This is a genomic window from Vreelandella zhanjiangensis DSM 21076 (assembly GCF_000377665.1).
In the GTDB taxonomy this organism is placed as follows: Bacteria; Pseudomonadota; Gammaproteobacteria; order Pseudomonadales; family Halomonadaceae; genus Vreelandella; species Vreelandella zhanjiangensis.
On sequence record NZ_KB898658.1, the window covers coordinates 12,866 to 29,570 of the forward strand.

Consider the following 16,705-nt stretch of genomic DNA (forward strand, 5'->3'; position numbering starts at 1 on the left):
AATCGAAAGCCTATGCGCGATTAGCCAACCAGATTGTCGACCACTTTCAGTACGGGAGCCGCCTGGTTAAGAGTATAGAAGTGCAAACCTGGGGCGCCACCATCCAACAGACGCTGGCAAAGACGGCTCACTGTCTCGGTGCCAAATTTGGCAATCGCCTCGCTGTCATCGCCATAGCTTTCCAGCTGTTTGCGCATCCAGCGAGGAATTTCTGCGCCGCAGCTGTCAGAAAACCGCGCCAGCTTGGTGTAATTAGTGATTGGCATAATGCCGGGAATAATCGGCTGTTCGACGCCCAGCGCCCGTGCTTTATCGACAAAATTAAAGTAAGCATCAGCAGTAAAGAAGTACTGGGTAATCGCCATGTTGGCGCCCGCCTTCATTTTACGCGCGAAGTTTTCGATATCTTTATCAAGATTAGCCGCCTGGGGATGCGACTCAGGGTAGGCCCCCACGGCAATATCAAAATGACTGCCGGTTTCTTCGCGAATAAATTCAACCAGCTCGTTGGCGTAACGCAGCTCGCCAATACTACCCATCCCCGATGGCATATCACCACGCAGCGCGACGAGACTTTTGACTCCTTCTTCGCGGTACTGGGCCAGCAAATCACGCAGCTGGGCCTTTTCGCTGCCAATGCAGGAAAGGTGCGGGGCCGTTTGCACGCCGCTCTGACTAACCGTACGCACAGTGTCCCGGGTACGCGCCTGAGTGGAGCCTCCGGCGCCATAGGTCACTGAGAAAAACCGCGGATTGCGGGCGGCCAGCTCATCACGGACCAGCATCAGCTTGTCGCGCCCAGCATCGGTATTGGGCGGAAAGAATTCAAAGCTGATACCTAGCGGATGCTCTTGGCTGCTCATGGGATTTCCTCATACAGAACAATAATAAATAGTGATACTTTGGTGTATTCTCGCCGTTCTACTGCGCCGGGGCTAATGAAAGATTCCACGTTTGGCCTTTAATTCGGCTCATGTTAATCACTATTTGATGCCGCCAGGAGGGCATATGGAGCTATCCCCAAGCGCTTTAATGGGACCGCTACTCATGTTGTTGAGCTTTGTGGGCCTGGGCTGGATCGCGGCACAGCGCTTAAAAATCGACCCACGCCCCATTGCTACGCTGCTGGTTTATCTGATTGCTCCCTTAACCATCTTTCGTGCGCTGATGAACGGCGGGCCGACCCCTCAATATCTAATCTTAACGTTGGCGTTGTTTGTCCTGGTCAGCCTGTTGGCGCTGCTGGTGCGGCGCGTTACCCAACACCGTTTTGGCCCGCAGGAAGGCGCTTTGCTGGCGTTTTCATCAGGCACGGGCAATACCGGCTATTTCGGTTTACCGGTCGCGCTGATTTTACTGCCGCCAGAAGGGGTAACGCTTTATCTGTTCTGCATGCTGGGGATTAATCTGTATGAATTTACCGTGGGGTTTTATCTGAGTGCCCGCGGCCACTTCTCGATTCGCCAAAGCCTGATAAAGATTAGCCGCCTGCCGCTGATCTACGCGTTTTTGCTCGCGCTGTTGCTGAGTTCATTAAATGTCACGCTGCCAACGGCCTTGGCAAGCTCGCTGGATGTTTTTCCCGCGACCTACACGCTGCTGGGCATGATGATTATCGGCATGACGCTTAGCCAGGTGACGCTCGCCGCATGGGATACGCGCTTTATCGCGGCCTGCGTGGGGCTGCGCTATATCATCTGGCCAGCCGCCACCTTCACAGCGGTCGTGCTGCTGCAAATGTTCATGCCGGTACCCGCGGAGCTGGCCATGGCGATTCTGCTGCTAGGTGTTGTACCTATGGCATCCAATGTAGTGGTCGTCGCCATGGAACTGGGTATTCAGCCGCAAAAAGGAGCGCTCGCGGTGTTGGTCACCACACTACTCGCTCCGCTGCTGATTCCGTTCTATCTGGGCGTTATGCTGCGCGCCACCGGGCTTGGTTAACGGTCGCGGCTATTCAAAGCCGTCAACATCAAATGCCTGAAGCGTACGGGCCATTGCCTGCACCTGGGCATGTGAAAAGAACGCCTGGAGGGCCTGCGCCCTGCCCGGCCCGATGCCTGGTAGCGCTTCCCAATCCGCATGCTGGTAGTCGATTAGAATAGGCCAGCGCTCTAGGTCGGCATCACCTGCAGGCGGCATGCCCAGGCCCTGTAGCCATGCGCTATAGGGCGCGGCCCGCGCGGCCTGAAACTGCTCATATAGCGTCTTGGAACGCGCAGCGCCAATACCATGCGCCTGGCGAAGCTCACTCTGATCAAGCGCCAGCCAGCTGAGTAGACCTTCGATTAACCCGGCGTCCATTAGCGCCTGCCAGGTCCCTTCGCCCACCCCCTGAAGTTCAAGCTGTTCGCCAAGATAGGTTAGCCGTGCCAACAGCTGGGCATCGCAGCCGGGGCTTATCTGAAAACAGCTCAACAGATGGTAGTTTTCATTGGCGGGTACCGCGACGGGCGTACGCTCCTGGATTTGCCATACCACTTCGTCAAGCTGTGGGATAGTCAGCCCTGCCAAGGTAATGGCGACCTGATCGCCGGGGCGCACATCCAGGTTTTGCCAGCGATCAAGCGAGCCGAGCGACACCCGGCTGATGCGTCGTCCTTCCAACTCAACCGGATAGAGCCAGAGCAGCGGCGTAATACGTCCGGTGCGCCCGATGCGAAACTCCACGCCGCGCACTTCTGCCAACACTTTCTGCAGCGGATATTTCCAGGCTATCGCCCATTCAGGCGAAGCGGTCGACCAACTGACGATTCCTGGGCGCACAGCCTGCTTAACGACCACGCCGTCGGTGGCAAACGGCAACGCGTTGTTAAACCATGTGTTCCGCCAGTAGGCTGCGTCGTGCTCTTCATCCAGCCGATGCGTATAGCGGGCCGTATCAAAACCCAGCGCGCTAAGCTGGGTCAGCCGCTCGGTCATAGCGGTCGGCCCGTCCGGCCAGCCCCAAACAAATAGCCCGATTCGTGCCAGCACGCCCGGAGTGGAGTTTACCTGAGCCATAGCACCCGCCACGGCCCCTCGTGCTCCAGAGTCAGACGCACGAGACTGAATATGCTCTTCAAGCTGCCAATAGAGCTCGCCCTGAAAAATGGCTGAGATAGTGTCGGGCAGAGCATTAGGCACGTTGGGCAATTGCAAGGCGCGGGCCGTCCAATCCTGCCCGTGTTGTCCATCGCCCCGACTAACCGCTTCCACCAGCTCGCCTGCTTGATAACGCAGCGTCACCGCAACGCCATCCACTTTAGGCTGTATCCAGAGGTTTTCCCGCCGGCTGGTAAAACGCCGCACGCCGGCTTCGTTGGTTTTACTAAGCCCTTGCTGAGCGGCCGCGTGCTCGAGAGTGCCGCGGCTGGACGTTACTCGGGTAAGCGGTTGGTGAGCGGTGGAATCGTTCAGGCAAGCGCGCCAGCCCTGGAGCCGATCAACGGCTTGATCGTAGAGCGCATCATCAATCAGCGAGACGCCTTCTTCATGATAGGCATGGTCCCACTGGGCAATTTGCGCAGCGAGGGCACGAGTTTCATGCTCAAGGCGCTCACTAGGCCAGGTAGGGCACGCCGCCATTACGCTACTGCCCGCCATGACACACACCGTGATTAACACCAGCCCACCAATGCGCCGTCCCCACCGTACTGCTGGCATAACGCCCTCCCCTAGTTATTGTATGATTCAGCCTGTTGTATGACTCAGCCTAAAACAGGGGGCATAAAAAAACGCCCCCTGGCAGAGCCAAAGGGACGTTCTCTTACAAACAGCCTAGCGAATCGCTTACAAACCGGCGGCCTGACGCAACGCGTCGGCTTTATCGGTCTTCTCCCAGGGGAAGGCGGTAAAGGTTTCAGTATGCTGCTCGCCTTTATCGTCGCTCCAGGTGTAACTGTGCTCAAACGGTGCCCGACCAAAGTGGCCGTAGGCAGCGGTCAGCTGATACATCGGGTGCAGCAGATCGAGCATTTTGGTGATCGCGTAAGGCCGCAGATCAAAGTGCTCGCTCACCAGCTTAACAATCTGGGCATCGTCAATTTTACCGGTGCCGAAGGTATCGATTGAAACCGACGTCGGCTCCGCCACGCCGATCGCGTAGGAGACCTGGATCTCGCACTTATCGGCAAGCCCTGCCGCCACGACGTTCTTGGCCACATAACGACCCGCATAGGCCGCACTACGGTCTACTTTTGAGGGATCTTTGCCCGAGAACGCACCGCCGCCGTGGCGCGCCATGCCGCCGTAGGTATCCACGATGATCTTACGACCAGTCAAACCACAGTCACCTACCGGGCCGCCAATCACGAACTTGCCGGTCGGGTTAATGTGGTACTGGGTGTTCTCGTTGAGCCATTCTGCCGGAATCACCTGTTCGATGATTTCGCGCTTGACCATCTTGCGCAGGTCTTCCTGATCAATTTCAGGATCGTGCTGCGTCGACAGAACCACCGCATCAACACCACACGGCTGGCCCTGTTCGTTATAACGGAAGGTTACCTGGCTTTTGGCATCCGGGCGCAGCCACGGCAGCAGGCCGTTTTTACGCAGCTCAGCCTGACGCTCCACCAAACGGTGCGAGTAATGAATCGGCGCTGGCATAAACGAATCGGTTTCGTTGGTCGCGTACCCAAACATCAGGCCCTGGTCACCAGCGCCTTGGTCTTCCGGCTTGGTGCGGTCAACGCCCTGGGCAATCTCGACGCTCTGCTTGCCGATCAGGTTAATCACGCCACAGGTTGCGCCATCAAAGCCCACGTGGGAGGAGGTGTAACCTATCTCGGTAATTACATCGCGGACGAGGGTTTCCAGATCCACCCACGCCGAGGTAGTAATTTCACCGGCAATAATCGCCACACCGGTTTTCACCATGGTTTCACAAGCAACCCGTGCCTGTTTATCCCGGGCGATAATGGCATCCAGCACCGCATCCGAAATCTGGTCGGCAATTTTATCGGGATGACCTTCGGAGACAGACTCCGAGGTAAACAGGGAATATTCGCTCATCGCGCTCTCGACCCTCTGTATGACGGCTGCACACTACTCGCAGCATCAGCAGGAAATCACGGCAGGAGGTTCCCTGCCCATAAAGGAAGCGGCATTAACCAGGTTGACCACCGCTTCGGGAGGCAGAGTCTACACGCTGTTGAGAGTTCTTCCCAGAATGTGCCCTATAATTTGCCGCTACATTTGCCGCCGCATTTGCCGCAACGTGGGAAGTCAGCGACAATAGCGCCTTCATTATTTACGTTTTCAGGCGAGGAGCACCCCCATGCCGTCCCGTTTTGAGCTGGCCAATGCCATTCGCGCCCTTTCCATGGATGCTGTTCAGAAGGCCAAGTCCGGCCATCCTGGCGCCCCCATGGGCATGGCTGATATTGCCGAGGTGCTGTGGAATGATCACCTCAAGCACAACCCCGAAGACCCCAAGTGGGCCGATCGTGACCGGTTCGTGCTGTCCAATGGTCACGGCTCAATGCTGCTCTACTCACTGCTGCATTTAAGCGGCTATGAGTTAAGCCTGGAACAACTGCAGAATTTCCGTCAGCTACACTCGCCCACCGCTGGCCACCCGGAATTTGGCTACGCACCAGGCATTGAAACCACGACCGGCCCCTTGGGTCAGGGTTTTGCCAACGCGGTCGGCTTTGCGATTGCTGAAAAAACCCTGGCGGCCCAGTTCAACCGCCCCGGCCACACCATTGTGGACCATAACACCTGGTGCTTTTTGGGTGATGGCTGCCTGATGGAAGGTATCTCTCACGAGGCGGCGTCGCTGGCGGGTACCCAACAGCTGGGTAAGCTGATCGCGCTTTACGACGATAACGGCATCTCAATCGATGGCGAAGTCGAAGGCTGGTTTACCGACGATACCGCCAAGCGCTTTGAAGCCTACGGCTGGCACGTGGTGCCCAACGTCGATGGCCACAAGCCTGAAGAGATCCAGGCAGCCATCGCGCTTGCCAAGCAGAATGACGACAAGCCCAGCCTGATTATCTGCAAAACGATCATCGGTTTTGGTGCACCCAACAAGCAGGGCAAGGAGGAGTCCCACGGCTCGCCGCTGGGTGAAGAAGAAGTCGCCCTGGCGCGCAAGCAGCTCGACTGGCCGCACGCGCCGTTCCATATTCCCGAGCCGATCTACTCTGCCTGGGATGCACGTGACGCGGGTAAAACCCGTCAGCAGGAGTGGGAAAAGCGCTTTGCCCGCTATAGCGATGCCTTCCCGACCGAAGCGCGTGAGTTCAAGCGTCGCATGAAAGGCCAGCTGCCGGCTGAGCTCGCTACCGAAGCGTTGATCCAGCAGGCCCAGGAAAAAGGCGACAGCATCGCTACCCGTAAAGCGTCGCTTGAAGCGCTTAACGTGATTGGCCCGCAGATGCCGGAACTCCTCGGCGGCAGTGCCGACCTTGCCCCGTCCAACCTGACGTTCTGGAAGGATGCCAAGGCAATCACGCCTGAAGATGCCAGCGGCAACTACCTGCACTATGGCGTACGTGAGTTTGGCATGGGTGCCGTGATGAACGGTATCGCCCTGCACGGTGGCTTTGTGCCTTACGGCGCGACCTTCCTGATCTTCATGGAATATATGCGTAACGCGGTACGTATGGCGGCGCTGATGGGGCAGCAGGCGATCTACGTATTCACGCATGACTCGATCGGCCTGGGTGAAGATGGTCCGACCCACCAGCCCATCGAGCAGCTGACCAGCCTGCGCACTACGCCAAACCTGAATACCTGGCGCCCGTGTGACGCCGTGGAAACCGCCGCCTCCTGGGATGCGGCCATCAAGCGTCACTCTGGCCCCACGGCGCTGATCCTGTCGCGTCAGAACCTGCCGCACCAGTCACGCACCAAAGCGCAGCTGGCTTCTATCCAGCGTGGCGGGTACGTGCTTAAAGACTCTGATGCCACGCCGGAGCTGATCCTGATTGCTACCGGCTCAGAAGTGGCGCTAGCCATGGACGCCGCGGCCGAGCTTGAAAAGCAGGGTAAAGCGGTACGCGTGGTCTCCATGCCGTCCACTTACCGCTTCAACGGCCAGGATGCCGAATACCGTGAAAGCGTGCTGCCCAAAGCGGTCACCAAGCGTATTGCCATTGAAGCCTCCCATGCCGACTACTGGTACAAGTATGTAGGTCTGGACGGCCGTGTGATCGGCATGACCACGTTCGGTGAGTCGGCGCCCGCGGGTGAGCTGTTCAAGCACTTCGGCTTTACGGTTGAAAATATCCTTAAGCACGCTGACGAACTGCTTGGCTAACAGTGCCCGCACTTAATGGCTTTTTATGGCTAATTAGCTACTGGCTGATCGGTGAAGTGATGGTTCACTTCACCGGCCTTCCGGTTTCATCCGGCGTCATCGGCATGCTGTTGCTAACCGCTACGCTTGCCGTCTGGGGCCGTGTTCCCTCAACGATCGCCGCCGCGGCGCAGCCCTTGATCGGCCTGCTTGCCATGCTGATCATGCCGGGCGTCGTGGGCGTTTTTTTTATTCTTGATGAGCTCGCCGGCCAGTGGCTGGCGATTCTCTGTGCGCTTATTATTGGGACGCTGCTCAGCGTGATTACCACGCTGTGGCTGCTCAAGCGCCTGATGGGAAAAACGCATGCCCGCTAACGCTTTGCCTGACGCCTTAACCGCAACACCGCTGTTTGCGGTTGGGCTGACCTTTACCGCGTACCTGCTTGGCAACCTGGTATTTAAAAAGCTCAAGCAGCCTACCTGGTTACCGGCTATTTTAATTGCCGCGCTGTTGCTGGCCGCGATCCTAGCGATTATTGGCCTGCCGTATGCAGCTTATCGGCAGGATGCGTCCTGGCTAACGGTTCTACTCGGGCCCGCCACCGTTGCGCTGGGGATGCCGCTTTATCAGCAGATGCCGCATATCCGTGCGCTTTGGCGACCGCTGACCATCTGCCTGCCTATCGCAGCAAGCCTTGCTGCCTGCTATGCCTTGGCCATTGCCTGGCTGATGGGCAGCTCTCCCCAAATTCTGGCTTCTCTTGCCGCCAAATCCGTCACCGCGCCTATTGCTATCGGTATTACCGAGCAAATTGGCGGCTCGGTGGCGTTACTGTTAGGTGCGCTGCTGGTTACCGGCGTTGCCACGGCGGCATTTGTGGGCCTTGCTGCACGGCTTTTAAAGATCGATGATGACCGCATCATTGGCTTTGCCTTGGGGCTTAACGGCCACGCCATCGGCACGGTGAGAGCGTTTGAAATCAGCCCCGCCGCTGGTGCGTTTGCTTCGCTGGGAATGAGTCTGACGGGTATTTTTACGGCTCTCATACTGCCGCTGGCTTGGCGCCTGATAGGCGTAGGTGGTTGAAATACGTTATCATCGCCAGTGCGTTTCATTACCCACGGTCATTGATCCACTTTTATAAGAGCCACTTTCCTACATGGCTAATTCTGCCTCGACGCACGCCACACCAACGTATCGCATCGCCATTAATGGTTATGGGCGCATTGGCCAGTGCGTATTGCGTGCGCTGATTGAGCGCAACGACCCTACGCTTGAGGTCGTCGCCATCAATGAGTTGTCAGACTTAGCGACGATTACCTACCTGACCCGTTATGACACCACCCACGGTCGTTTTCCTGGCGATGTCGAGAATGATGGCGAAGCGCTGATCGTCAACGGTCAGCGTATTCACGTTGTGTGTGAACAAGATCCTCGCAACCTCCCCTGGAAAGCGCTGGATATTGATCTGGTATTGGAATGCTCGGGCAGCTTTAAAGACCGCGCGACGGCCGAGCAACATCTGGCTGCAGGTGCAAAACGTCTGCTGTTTTCGCAGCCGGCGGAAAGCGATGTCGACGCAACGGTGGTGTGGGGCATTAACCAGCATGAGCTTGCGCCCTCACAGCGGATTTTATCGGCGGCGTCATGTACCACCAACTGTCTGGTTCCTTTATTGACCGTGCTGGACGAAGCGCTGGGGCTGGAACACGGGGTCACGACCACCATTCACTCGGCCATGAATGATCAGCCGGTGATTGATGCCTATCACCAAACCGATTTGCGCCTGGCCCGCTCCGCGATGCAGTCCATCGTGCCCATCGATACTGGCCTGGCACGTGGTATCAGCCGTTTGATGCCTCACCTGACAGAACGCTTTGAGTGTCTGCACGTACGTGTACCCACTATCAACGTGTCTGCCATGGATGCCGCGCTGACAGTGCGCCGCGATACCAGCGCCCAGGAAGTCAACGACCTGTTACATAGCGCAAGCCAGCAGCGTCTGGCCGGCGTGCTGGGCTATACCGAAGAGCCCATGGCATCGATTGATTTTAATCACGACCCACGCTCGGGCATTTTAGATGCAACACAGACCCGCGTGGCTGGCAAACGTTTGATCAAGCTCTTATGTTGGTTTGATAACGAATGGGGATTTGCCAACCGCATGCTCGATATTGCGCAACGGCTTGCGGTTATTTCCAAGGAAAACGCTGCCTAGCATTGTTTGTCATGGCTTTGATTGTCATAGCGTTGGCTGCCATATCACCTATCTGATTCACCGCCTGGAAGACGAGGAAACCGCTCACATGAACGTGCAAAAAATGACTGACCTGCCTTTGGAAGGGCAACGCGTGCTGATTCGTGAAGACCTTAACGTGCCGATCAAGCACGGCAAAGTGTCTAGCGATGCGCGTTTAAAAGCGGCGCTTCCCACTATTCAGGCAGCCGTGAATGCTGGCGCCAAGGTGATGCTGATGAGCCACCTTGGTCGCCCAACCGAAGGCGAGGCCGCCGATGAGTTTTCCCTGGCGCCTGTTGCAGAACATTTAAGCGGCCTGCTAGGCCAGCAGGTCACCTTGGTCAGCGACTATCTTGAAACACCGCCAACGCTTGAAAATGGCGATGTCGTACTGCTGGAGAACGTGCGCTTCAACGTTGGCGAAAAGAAAGACGCTGAGCAACTCGCCAAACAGTACGCAGCGCTCTGCGATGTATTCGTAATGGACGCGTTTGGTACGGCTCACCGTGCCCAGGCATCGACCCATGGCGTTGCCCGCTTTGCGCCCAGTGCCTGCGCAGGCCCACTGCTTGCCCAGGAGCTGGATGCGCTTGAAAAAGCCCTGGCTAACCCGGCCCGCCCGATGGCGGCAATCGTGGGTGGCTCTAAAGTCTCCACCAAGCTCGACGTGCTCAATGCACTTTCAGTGAAGTGTGACCAGCTGATCGTCGGCGGCGGGATTGCCAACACCTTTATCGCCGCGGCGGGCTATAATGTGGGCAAATCGCTCCATGAAGCCGACCTGGTTGCCCAGGCGAAAGCACTCATGGAAAAAGTATCGATTCCATTGCCTACCGATGTCGTGGTGGCGACCGAGTTTTCAGAGTCCGCTGAGGCGGTAGTCAAACCGGTCGATCAGGTGGCTGATAACGAAATGATTCTGGATATTGGCCCTGAAACTGCCGCGCATTTGGCCAGTATGCTCAAAGATGCGGGCACCATCTTGTGGAACGGCCCGGTCGGCGTGTTTGAGATCGATCAGTTTGGTAAAGGTACTGAAGTTATTTCCAAGGCGATTGCCGACAGCTCAGCATTCTCTATTGCGGGCGGGGGTGATACGTTAGCCGCCATCGACAAATATGCTATTGCTGATCGCGTTTCGTATATCTCAACCGGCGGCGGCGCATTTCTTGAGTACGTTGAAGGTAAGCAGTTGCCTGCTGTTGTTGCGCTCGAAGCAGCCGCCAAACGCGGTTAACATTAAACGAATTGAACCTGCACATTTTCGCATTCGTTCACACTGATAACTTAAAGAAGGTGATCCCATGGCTTTGATCAGCATGCGTCAGATGCTCGACCACGCTGCCGAATATGGCTACGGCATTCCGGCATTCAACGTTAATAACCTTGAGCAGATGCGCGCCATCATGGAAGCGGCGGACGCAACCGACTCGCCGGTTATCGTTCAAGCCTCGGCGGGCGCGCGTAAATATGCGGGTGCGCCTTTCCTGCGCCACCTGATTTTGGCCGCAGTTGAAGAGTTCCCGCATATCCCGGTGGTTATGCACCAGGATCACGGTACCAGCCCGGCAGTGTGCCAGCGCTCTATCCAGCTGGGCTTTTCATCGGTCATGATGGATGGCTCGCTGGGTACAGATGGCAAAACGCCTACCGACTACGCCTACAACGTTGATGTGACGCGTCGTACGGTCGAAATGGCCCACGCCTGTGGCGTTTCCGTGGAAGGTGAGCTTGGCTGCCTGGGTAGCCTGGAAACCGGCATGGCCGGTGAAGAAGACGGCATTGGCGCCGAAGGCAAGCTGGATATGGAACAGCTTCTGACCGACCCGGAAGAAGCCGCCGAGTTCGTCAAAGCAACCCACGTTGATGCACTGGCGATCGCCATTGGTACCAGCCACGGCGCTTACAAGTTCACCAAGCCGCCGACGGGCGATACGCTGTCTATCCAGCGCATCAAAGAGATCCACGCGCGTATTCCTGATACCCACCTGGTCATGCACGGCTCCTCTTCTGTACCGCAGGAGTGGCTTGAGGTGATCAACCAGTACGGTGGTGAAATTCCAGAAACCTACGGTGTACCGGTTTCAGAGATCGTTGAAGGCATCAAGCACGGCGTGCGTAAGGTCAACATCGATACCGATCTTCGCTTGGCATCTACCGGTGCCGTGCGCCGCTTTATGGCTCAGAACCCATCTGAGTTTGACCCGCGCAAATTCCTCAAGGAAACCGTGACGGCCATGCGCGATCTGTGTATCGCTCGCTACGAAGCTTTTGGCACTGCAGGCAACGCCAGCAAGATCAAGCCGATCAACCTTGAAGAAATGTTCAACCGCTACGAGCGTGGCGAGTTAGATCCTAAAGTTAGGTAAGCCCGCGCGTAATCTAAATTAAAAGACGGCCTTTTGGCCGTCTTTTTTTGCGCCTAATGCCTGGCCAGCATAAATAGTTATTGCATTGCAGCATCGACAAGCCAACACTGAGTAGACGTTCACCTGCGGAGCCTGCTTATGAAACAATCTACCCAGCCTGCCTTAGTTCTCATGTCACCTACAGCAATGTTTGATGCTTGGAAAGTCGGCCTGATGGCACTTGAGCTATGCACTACATCCTGGTCGACCATCACCATGCGCAATCAGTTATGGCAAACGCAGCCTTTTTTCAGCCCCAAAATGATGAAAGAGAACCAGCGTATGGTGTCCGAGAAACTCGATGCCAGTATGGAAGCGGGTCTTGCCATGCAAAAAGCACTATTCAATATGTTAAGTGGCCAACACGCACCTTGGTGGGTAACCAGCCGCCAAGCCATGCAGCCCTATCATCGTCGTAGTAGCGCCAATTCGCGTCGCCTGTCGCGTTAAAATTTAATGGCTTCTGGGCATCGTGTTGTTCAAGACGATGCCCTCCTCCGCGTTCAAGCCTGTTTCACTTAAGCCTCTCTTGAATAAATTGCTTAAGTGCTTATCCTACGTGCTTTTCTTAAGTGGCCTGCTTAACTGCCCTCCTTGAGTACGACTCTTCGCCAATCCTGCATCAACGCCTTAATGCAGTGTTTGCTACAAAAAATTACGAAACAGTGTTCACAAAAGCCTAAAAATCTCGTTCAATAGACGTTTGGCAGGCTCTTCAACTAACACTGGTAGCGTTTGAGTCGCTGCAAGGAACCACAATGCCGCTTCCACTTTTGCTGTTTGACTGTGATGGCACCCTCGTCGATAGTGAACCGCTTTTAGCCGAAGAGATGGCCATTGGCTTGAACTCGGTAGGATTACCGTTTGCCCCCACCGATTATCTTGGCGAATTTCGCGGCGCCCGATTCCGACGCATTGTGGCCGAATTACAGCAGCGTTATGGCGATGTAGACCCGGAACAGCTGAACCGCATGGAAAACACGATGCGGGCAAACCTGGCTAGCCGCCTTGCCGAAGAGCTAACGTTGATTGCCGGTGCTGGCGAAGCGCTGGATGCGCTGGCCGCTTATCCAAGCGCGGTTGTCTCCAACGGGCCTGAAACCAAAATCTATACGGCGCTTCAGGCCACCGGCCTTAGCGATTATTTTGGCAATCGCCTGTTTAGCGGCTATACCGCCAACTGCTGGAAACCCGAGCCCTGTTTACATCTGCACGCAGCCAGTATCATGGGCTATAGTGCACATGACTGCATCGCTATCGATGATGCTCTGGTGGGCGTTCGCGCAGCACTTGAAGCCGGAATGACAGTCATTCATTTAAATCGCTTTCCCGACGCCGAAGAGACGCCTGAAAACGCTATCATGATCAGTAATATGTACCAGCTACCCGCCGTTATAGAACGACTCTACCGCGAAGCCTGGCGTTCGCCCGCCCGCCAACGTGTTATCGGAGGATAGTCATGGCTTCTTTACGGGATCAGCTCGGCGGCCTTGTTTATTCAACCGAACATGGCAAAACCTGCCCGGAATGTCGCGAAGCGCTAGATGCCTGCGGCTGTGATGCGAGCAGCGAACAGGCGCGTATTGCCGGGCTAGATGGTATTGTGCGCATTCGCCGTGAGACCAGCGGCCGTAAAGGTAAAGGCGTGACCACGATTAGTGGGATCCCCTTGCCCGGTGCCGAGCTAAAAGACCTGGCTAAAAAGCTTAAAAAGCGCTGCGGCACAGGTGGCGCGGTAAAAGATGGCATAATAGAGATTCAAGGCGACCATCGCGATACGTTACGCGAGGCGTTAACTGCACAGGGTTATCAGGTTAAGCTTGCGGGCGGATAACCGGTCTCTCTACTATCAGGCCTACCATCAGGTAGGCTGCAAAGGGGCAAGGCACTGCAATGGTTTGGCTGGAATACCTGCTACCGCTCATCTTTTTATTCCCAATGGCCGCGATGGGCGGCATCGTCATCGCATTACGCAGTCTACATGACGCGCGCGTTGAGTCCCCTTTTAATGCGCCGCTGCGTGAGCCTGGGCAAGCGTTGCGCTACCGCCTTGATCAAGCCTTTTCGAGCCTTTTTCTAAACGGTGCTTTAGGCCCAATTATTAGTCTGGCCCCGCTGGTATACGGCATGGGCAGAATGCTGTTTGTAAGTCGGCAGGAGTGGGTCGAGTGGGCATTGTATGGGCTTTTAAGCACCCTGCTTGTATTAGCTTTTTCGCTTCTTTTAGTACGTGATTACCAGCGCATCAGGCGGTTGAAGCTCGGCCTTGCCTGCGAACTGGCCGTCGGCCAGGAGCTTGAGCGGCTTATCCGGCCCGAAGCCCACCCCTACTACGTATTCCATGACGTACCCACAGATAGTTTTACTATCGATCATGTCGTGGTCACACCCCACGGTGTTTTCGTCTTGGAAACCCGGGCACGGGCATTGGCGATTGGCTCGGATGGGCGGGAGCTTAACAAGGTGGTCGTCGAGCGTGAACGCTTACGCTTTCCGCACTGGAATGAGCGCCGCCCTTTACATAAAACGCGTCAAGCGGTCAGTTGGCTTACCCAGTGGCTTGAACGGCGCTGCGGTGTACCCGTCCCTGTACGCGGTGTACTTGTGCTACCGGGCTGGGAGATCGACACGACCGAATCGACTGGCGATGTTCTGGTGGTCAGTGGGGAGCAGCTTTCCAGGCAGCTTACTGACTTAAAACCTGGCACACTGAGCGACCCGATCCATGACAAGATTATTTATCTGTTAATGGAGCGGGCCAGGCTAGTAGAGCTGAGTCATCTCCGCCAGCCATCGGTTTAATGCTTAATCGCTTAATCCCCGCGTAGGCGTCCGCCCATCTCCTGGGCAAGATCCACCGCATAGTGATCAGTCATCCCGCCAATAAAGTCCAGCATGCGCCGGTAGCTATCGTAAAGCGACCAGGACGGTAGCGGCGTATTCTCACCAATCAATGCCAATACACGTTGATGCTTGAAGGATGACTGCCCTGTATGGTGCAGCTCATGTGCCGCACCAATAAAGGCTTCCAAGAGAATACCCAACGTCGTATAAGCCCCAATTTCAAGTTTGGCCTTACGCTCGTTCTGGAAAATACGTTCGCGGGCCAGCTGTTTGGCTGCCTGTACTCCCCATCCCAAATCAGGGTGGCACAGCTCAAGCAGGTCATCTTTTAACGTACCGCTCAATAGCGCTTGCTCATGCTGAACAAACACCGCACCCACCTCGTTTACCGCACGCTCCATGGCGGCACCGCGCAGTAAAGCAATGCGTCGACGCTGGGACACCTGACGGTTTTGCATTTCCTCATATTCAGGCGGAAACTCACCCGCAATTTGACGCAGGATTTCCACGACTTCTTCGTAACGTAAAATACCCATTTCCAGACCGTCTTCCAGATCCAGCAAGGCGTAACAAATATCATCGGCGGCTTCGACCAGCCACGCCAAGGGGTGACGACACCAGCGCTGATCACCCTGGGGTAATAGGCCTACCGCTTCAGCGACTTCTTTCAGGAGCGCCTGCTCGGATTGATAACAGCCAAACTTACCTGCCCGGCCGCCATAGCGTACGGTCCAAGGATATTTCAGAAGCGTACCCAAGGTTGCCGCCGATAAGCGCATACCGCCATTGAACTGGTTATATTCAATTTGGGTAATGACCCGAAAACCTTGCGCATTGCCTTCGTAGGTCAGTAAATCTTCGCGTTCAGCCTCAGAAAGACCGTCCAGCAAGCCGCTTCCCTGGCCACGCCGAAACCAGTCGCGAATTGCATACTCCCCGGCATGACCGAAAGGAGGATTACCAATATCGTGACCCAGGCAAGCCGTTTGTACGATAACCCCTAGATCTGCAGGCGTAATCCATTCTGGCAGACGATCCTGCAGCAGCTCGCCCACAATCATGCCTAAAGAGCGGCCTACGCAGCCGACTTCCAGTGAGTGAGTGAGCCGCGTATGGATATGGTCATTTTCGGTTAGCGGGTGCACCTGGGTTTTACGCCCCAAGCGCCGAAAAGAACCTGAAAAGACAATTCGGTCGTGATCTTTATGAAAGGGGGTACGCCCAATTTCACGCGTGTTATCCGGACGTTGATCGTGCAGGCGTCGAGGGGAAAGTAGCTGGTCCCAGCGCATTTGTGTCATGGCAATCCTCCTTAAGGCATGCATTTTGACACAGATTAGGTAATTAACGTGAGGTTGTGGATAGTGAAGGGTAAGTCGTGAGGTGTAAGGCAGCCGCCAGGCGCTTTCTATTTACTCTTTACGCTGGACGTCTCATATTTCAGGCAAAAAAAATCCCCCAAGGCGCAAGCCCCGGGGGATTTTTCATAATAAGTGCCTGACGATGACCTACTCTCGCATGGGGAGACCCCACACTACCATCGGCGCTAAGCGGTTTCACTACTGAGTTCGGCAAGGGATCAGGTGGTTCACGCTCGCTATGGTCGTCAGGCGTAACTGTCAATGTCTATCATGCTGACGTGTTCTGTGAGCGTCTCTCGTGCCAAGCGGTTTCTCGCTCAGCGCGCGTATCCGGTATTCATCGTTAACACTACGACCAGACCCCTTGGGTGTTATAGGGTCAAGCCTCACGGGCCATTAGTACACGTTAGCTCAACACCTTGCAGTGCGTCCACACCGTGCCTATCAACCAGCTGGTCTCGCTGGGCCCTTCAGGAGGCTCTAGGCCTCAGGGATGTCTCATCTTGAAGGGGGCTTCCCGCTTAGATGCTTTCAGCGGTTATCCCGTCCGACCATAGCTACCCGGCAATGCCACTGGCGTGACAACCGGAACACCAGAGGGTCGTCCACTCCGGTCCTCTCG

General features: G+C 55.9%; 15 protein-coding genes and 2 rRNA genes. 11 read left to right on the forward strand and 6 right to left on the reverse strand.

What is annotated here, in order from left to right:
• Positions 1 to 20: 20 nt before the first annotated feature.
• A complete protein-coding gene (metF, locus tag D467_RS0118685; RefSeq protein WP_018919067.1) occupies positions 21 to 863 on the reverse strand; it encodes a methylenetetrahydrofolate reductase [NAD(P)H] in 843 nt (280 codons plus the stop codon).
• 145 nt (positions 864 to 1,008) lie between these two features.
• Between metF and D467_RS0118690 the strand changes: the two genes are divergently transcribed.
• Positions 1,009 to 1,944 (forward strand): AEC family transporter, encoded by a 936-nt coding sequence (locus tag D467_RS0118690; protein WP_018919068.1) that lies wholly within the window; start codon positions 1,009 to 1,011, stop codon positions 1,942 to 1,944.
• Positions 1,945 to 1,953: 9 nt separating this feature from the next.
• On the opposite strand, the gene ligB is transcribed toward D467_RS0118690, so the two are convergent.
• Complete coding sequence (gene ligB, locus D467_RS0118695; RefSeq protein ID WP_081621254.1) at positions 1,954 to 3,645, reverse strand: NAD-dependent DNA ligase LigB; 1,692 nt, start codon at positions 3,643 to 3,645, stop codon at positions 1,954 to 1,956.
• Positions 3,646 to 3,771: 126 nt separating this feature from the next.
• Positions 3,772 to 4,992, reverse strand: coding sequence for a methionine adenosyltransferase (metK, locus tag D467_RS0118700; protein WP_018919070.1), 1,221 nt, complete (start codon positions 4,990 to 4,992; stop codon positions 3,772 to 3,774).
• Positions 4,993 to 5,257: 265 nt separating this feature from the next.
• Here metK and tkt point away from each other — a divergent pair, with 265 nt between their 5' ends.
• The 10 genes from tkt (at position 5,258) to D467_RS0118750 (ending at position 14,680) form a co-directional block, all read left to right on the forward strand.
• Positions 5,258 to 7,249 (forward strand): transketolase, encoded by a 1,992-nt coding sequence (tkt, locus tag D467_RS0118705; RefSeq protein WP_018919071.1) that lies wholly within the window; start codon positions 5,258 to 5,260, stop codon positions 7,247 to 7,249.
• A 2-nt stretch (positions 7,250 to 7,251) separates the two neighbouring features.
• Entirely contained in the window at positions 7,252 to 7,605 is a 354-nt protein-coding gene (locus tag D467_RS0118710; protein ID WP_018919072.1) for a CidA/LrgA family protein, read from the forward strand.
• On the forward strand, positions 7,595 to 8,317 hold the full coding sequence (locus D467_RS0118715) for an LrgB family protein (protein WP_018919073.1): 723 nt from the start codon (positions 7,595 to 7,597) through the stop codon (positions 8,315 to 8,317). Before D467_RS0118710 ends, D467_RS0118715 begins: the two co-directional genes overlap by 11 nt.
• A gap of 73 nt (positions 8,318 to 8,390) precedes the next feature.
• On the forward strand, positions 8,391 to 9,449 hold the full coding sequence (locus tag D467_RS0118720; RefSeq protein ID WP_018919074.1) for a type I glyceraldehyde-3-phosphate dehydrogenase: 1,059 nt from the start codon (positions 8,391 to 8,393) through the stop codon (positions 9,447 to 9,449).
• Between the two features lie 88 nt (positions 9,450 to 9,537).
• Positions 9,538 to 10,707, forward strand: a complete 1,170-nt coding sequence (locus D467_RS0118725; RefSeq protein WP_018919075.1) for a phosphoglycerate kinase — start codon at positions 9,538 to 9,540, stop codon at positions 10,705 to 10,707.
• Positions 10,708 to 10,774: 67 nt separating this feature from the next.
• Positions 10,775 to 11,839, forward strand: coding sequence for a class II fructose-bisphosphate aldolase (fba, locus tag D467_RS0118730; protein WP_018919076.1), 1,065 nt, complete (start codon positions 10,775 to 10,777; stop codon positions 11,837 to 11,839).
• A gap of 138 nt (positions 11,840 to 11,977) precedes the next feature.
• Positions 11,978 to 12,328, forward strand: a complete 351-nt coding sequence (locus D467_RS0118735; protein ID WP_018919077.1) for a hypothetical protein — start codon at positions 11,978 to 11,980, stop codon at positions 12,326 to 12,328.
• A 308-nt stretch (positions 12,329 to 12,636) separates the two neighbouring features.
• Positions 12,637 to 13,335 (forward strand): HAD family hydrolase, encoded by a 699-nt coding sequence (locus tag D467_RS0118740; RefSeq protein ID WP_018919078.1) that lies wholly within the window; start codon positions 12,637 to 12,639, stop codon positions 13,333 to 13,335.
• A gap of 2 nt (positions 13,336 to 13,337) precedes the next feature.
• A complete protein-coding gene (locus tag D467_RS0118745) occupies positions 13,338 to 13,712 on the forward strand; it encodes a translation initiation factor Sui1 (RefSeq protein WP_018919079.1) in 375 nt (124 codons plus the stop codon).
• A gap of 59 nt (positions 13,713 to 13,771) precedes the next feature.
• Positions 13,772 to 14,680: a nuclease-related domain-containing protein gene (locus tag D467_RS0118750; RefSeq protein WP_018919080.1), complete on the forward strand. Its 909-nt coding sequence runs from the start codon at positions 13,772 to 13,774 to the stop codon at positions 14,678 to 14,680.
• 11 nt (positions 14,681 to 14,691) lie between these two features.
• Here D467_RS0118750 and D467_RS0118755 read toward each other — a convergent pair whose 3' ends face one another.
• From D467_RS0118755 to D467_RS0118765, 3 genes are all read right to left on the reverse strand, one after another.
• Positions 14,692 to 16,023 carry a deoxyguanosinetriphosphate triphosphohydrolase gene (locus D467_RS0118755; protein ID WP_018919081.1) on the reverse strand — a complete coding sequence of 444 codons (1,332 nt, stop codon included), beginning with the start codon at positions 16,021 to 16,023 and terminating at the stop codon, positions 14,692 to 14,694.
• Between the two features lie 194 nt (positions 16,024 to 16,217).
• Positions 16,218 to 16,333 (reverse strand): 5S ribosomal RNA (gene rrf, locus D467_RS0118760).
• Between the two features lie 125 nt (positions 16,334 to 16,458).
• A 23S ribosomal RNA gene (locus D467_RS0118765) occupies positions 16,459 to 16,705 on the reverse strand; the annotation flags it as partial.

What these genes read in the sequence shown, in the direction of transcription:
- metF (WP_018919067.1), bottom strand. Translation starts at nt 863, where the DNA reads ATGAGCAGCCAAGAGCATCCGCTAGGTATCAGCTTTGAATTCTTTCCG.
- metK (WP_018919070.1), bottom strand. Translation starts at nt 4,992, where the DNA reads ATGAGCGAATATTCCCTGTTTACCTCGGAGTCTGTCTCCGAAGGTCAT.
- D467_RS0118750 (WP_018919080.1), top strand. Translation starts at nt 13,772, where the DNA reads ATGGTTTGGCTGGAATACCTGCTACCGCTCATCTTTTTATTCCCAATG.
- D467_RS0118755 (WP_018919081.1), bottom strand. Translation starts at nt 16,023, where the DNA reads ATGACACAAATGCGCTGGGACCAGCTACTTTCCCCTCGACGCCTGCAC.
- ligB (WP_081621254.1), bottom strand. Translation starts at nt 3,645, where the DNA reads ATGCCAGCAGTACGGTGGGGACGGCGCATTGGTGGGCTGGTGTTAATC.
- fba (WP_018919076.1), top strand. Translation starts at nt 10,775, where the DNA reads ATGGCTTTGATCAGCATGCGTCAGATGCTCGACCACGCTGCCGAATAT.
- tkt (WP_018919071.1), top strand. Translation starts at nt 5,258, where the DNA reads ATGCCGTCCCGTTTTGAGCTGGCCAATGCCATTCGCGCCCTTTCCATG.
- D467_RS0118690 (WP_018919068.1), top strand. Translation starts at nt 1,009, where the DNA reads ATGGAGCTATCCCCAAGCGCTTTAATGGGACCGCTACTCATGTTGTTG.
- D467_RS0118740 (WP_018919078.1), top strand. Translation starts at nt 12,637, where the DNA reads ATGCCGCTTCCACTTTTGCTGTTTGACTGTGATGGCACCCTCGTCGAT.
- D467_RS0118725 (WP_018919075.1), top strand. Translation starts at nt 9,538, where the DNA reads ATGAACGTGCAAAAAATGACTGACCTGCCTTTGGAAGGGCAACGCGTG.
- D467_RS0118745 (WP_018919079.1), top strand. Translation starts at nt 13,338, where the DNA reads ATGGCTTCTTTACGGGATCAGCTCGGCGGCCTTGTTTATTCAACCGAA.
- D467_RS0118735 (WP_018919077.1), top strand. Translation starts at nt 11,978, where the DNA reads ATGAAACAATCTACCCAGCCTGCCTTAGTTCTCATGTCACCTACAGCA.
- D467_RS0118720 (WP_018919074.1), top strand. Translation starts at nt 8,391, where the DNA reads ATGGCTAATTCTGCCTCGACGCACGCCACACCAACGTATCGCATCGCC.
- D467_RS0118715 (WP_018919073.1), top strand. Translation starts at nt 7,595, where the DNA reads ATGCCCGCTAACGCTTTGCCTGACGCCTTAACCGCAACACCGCTGTTT.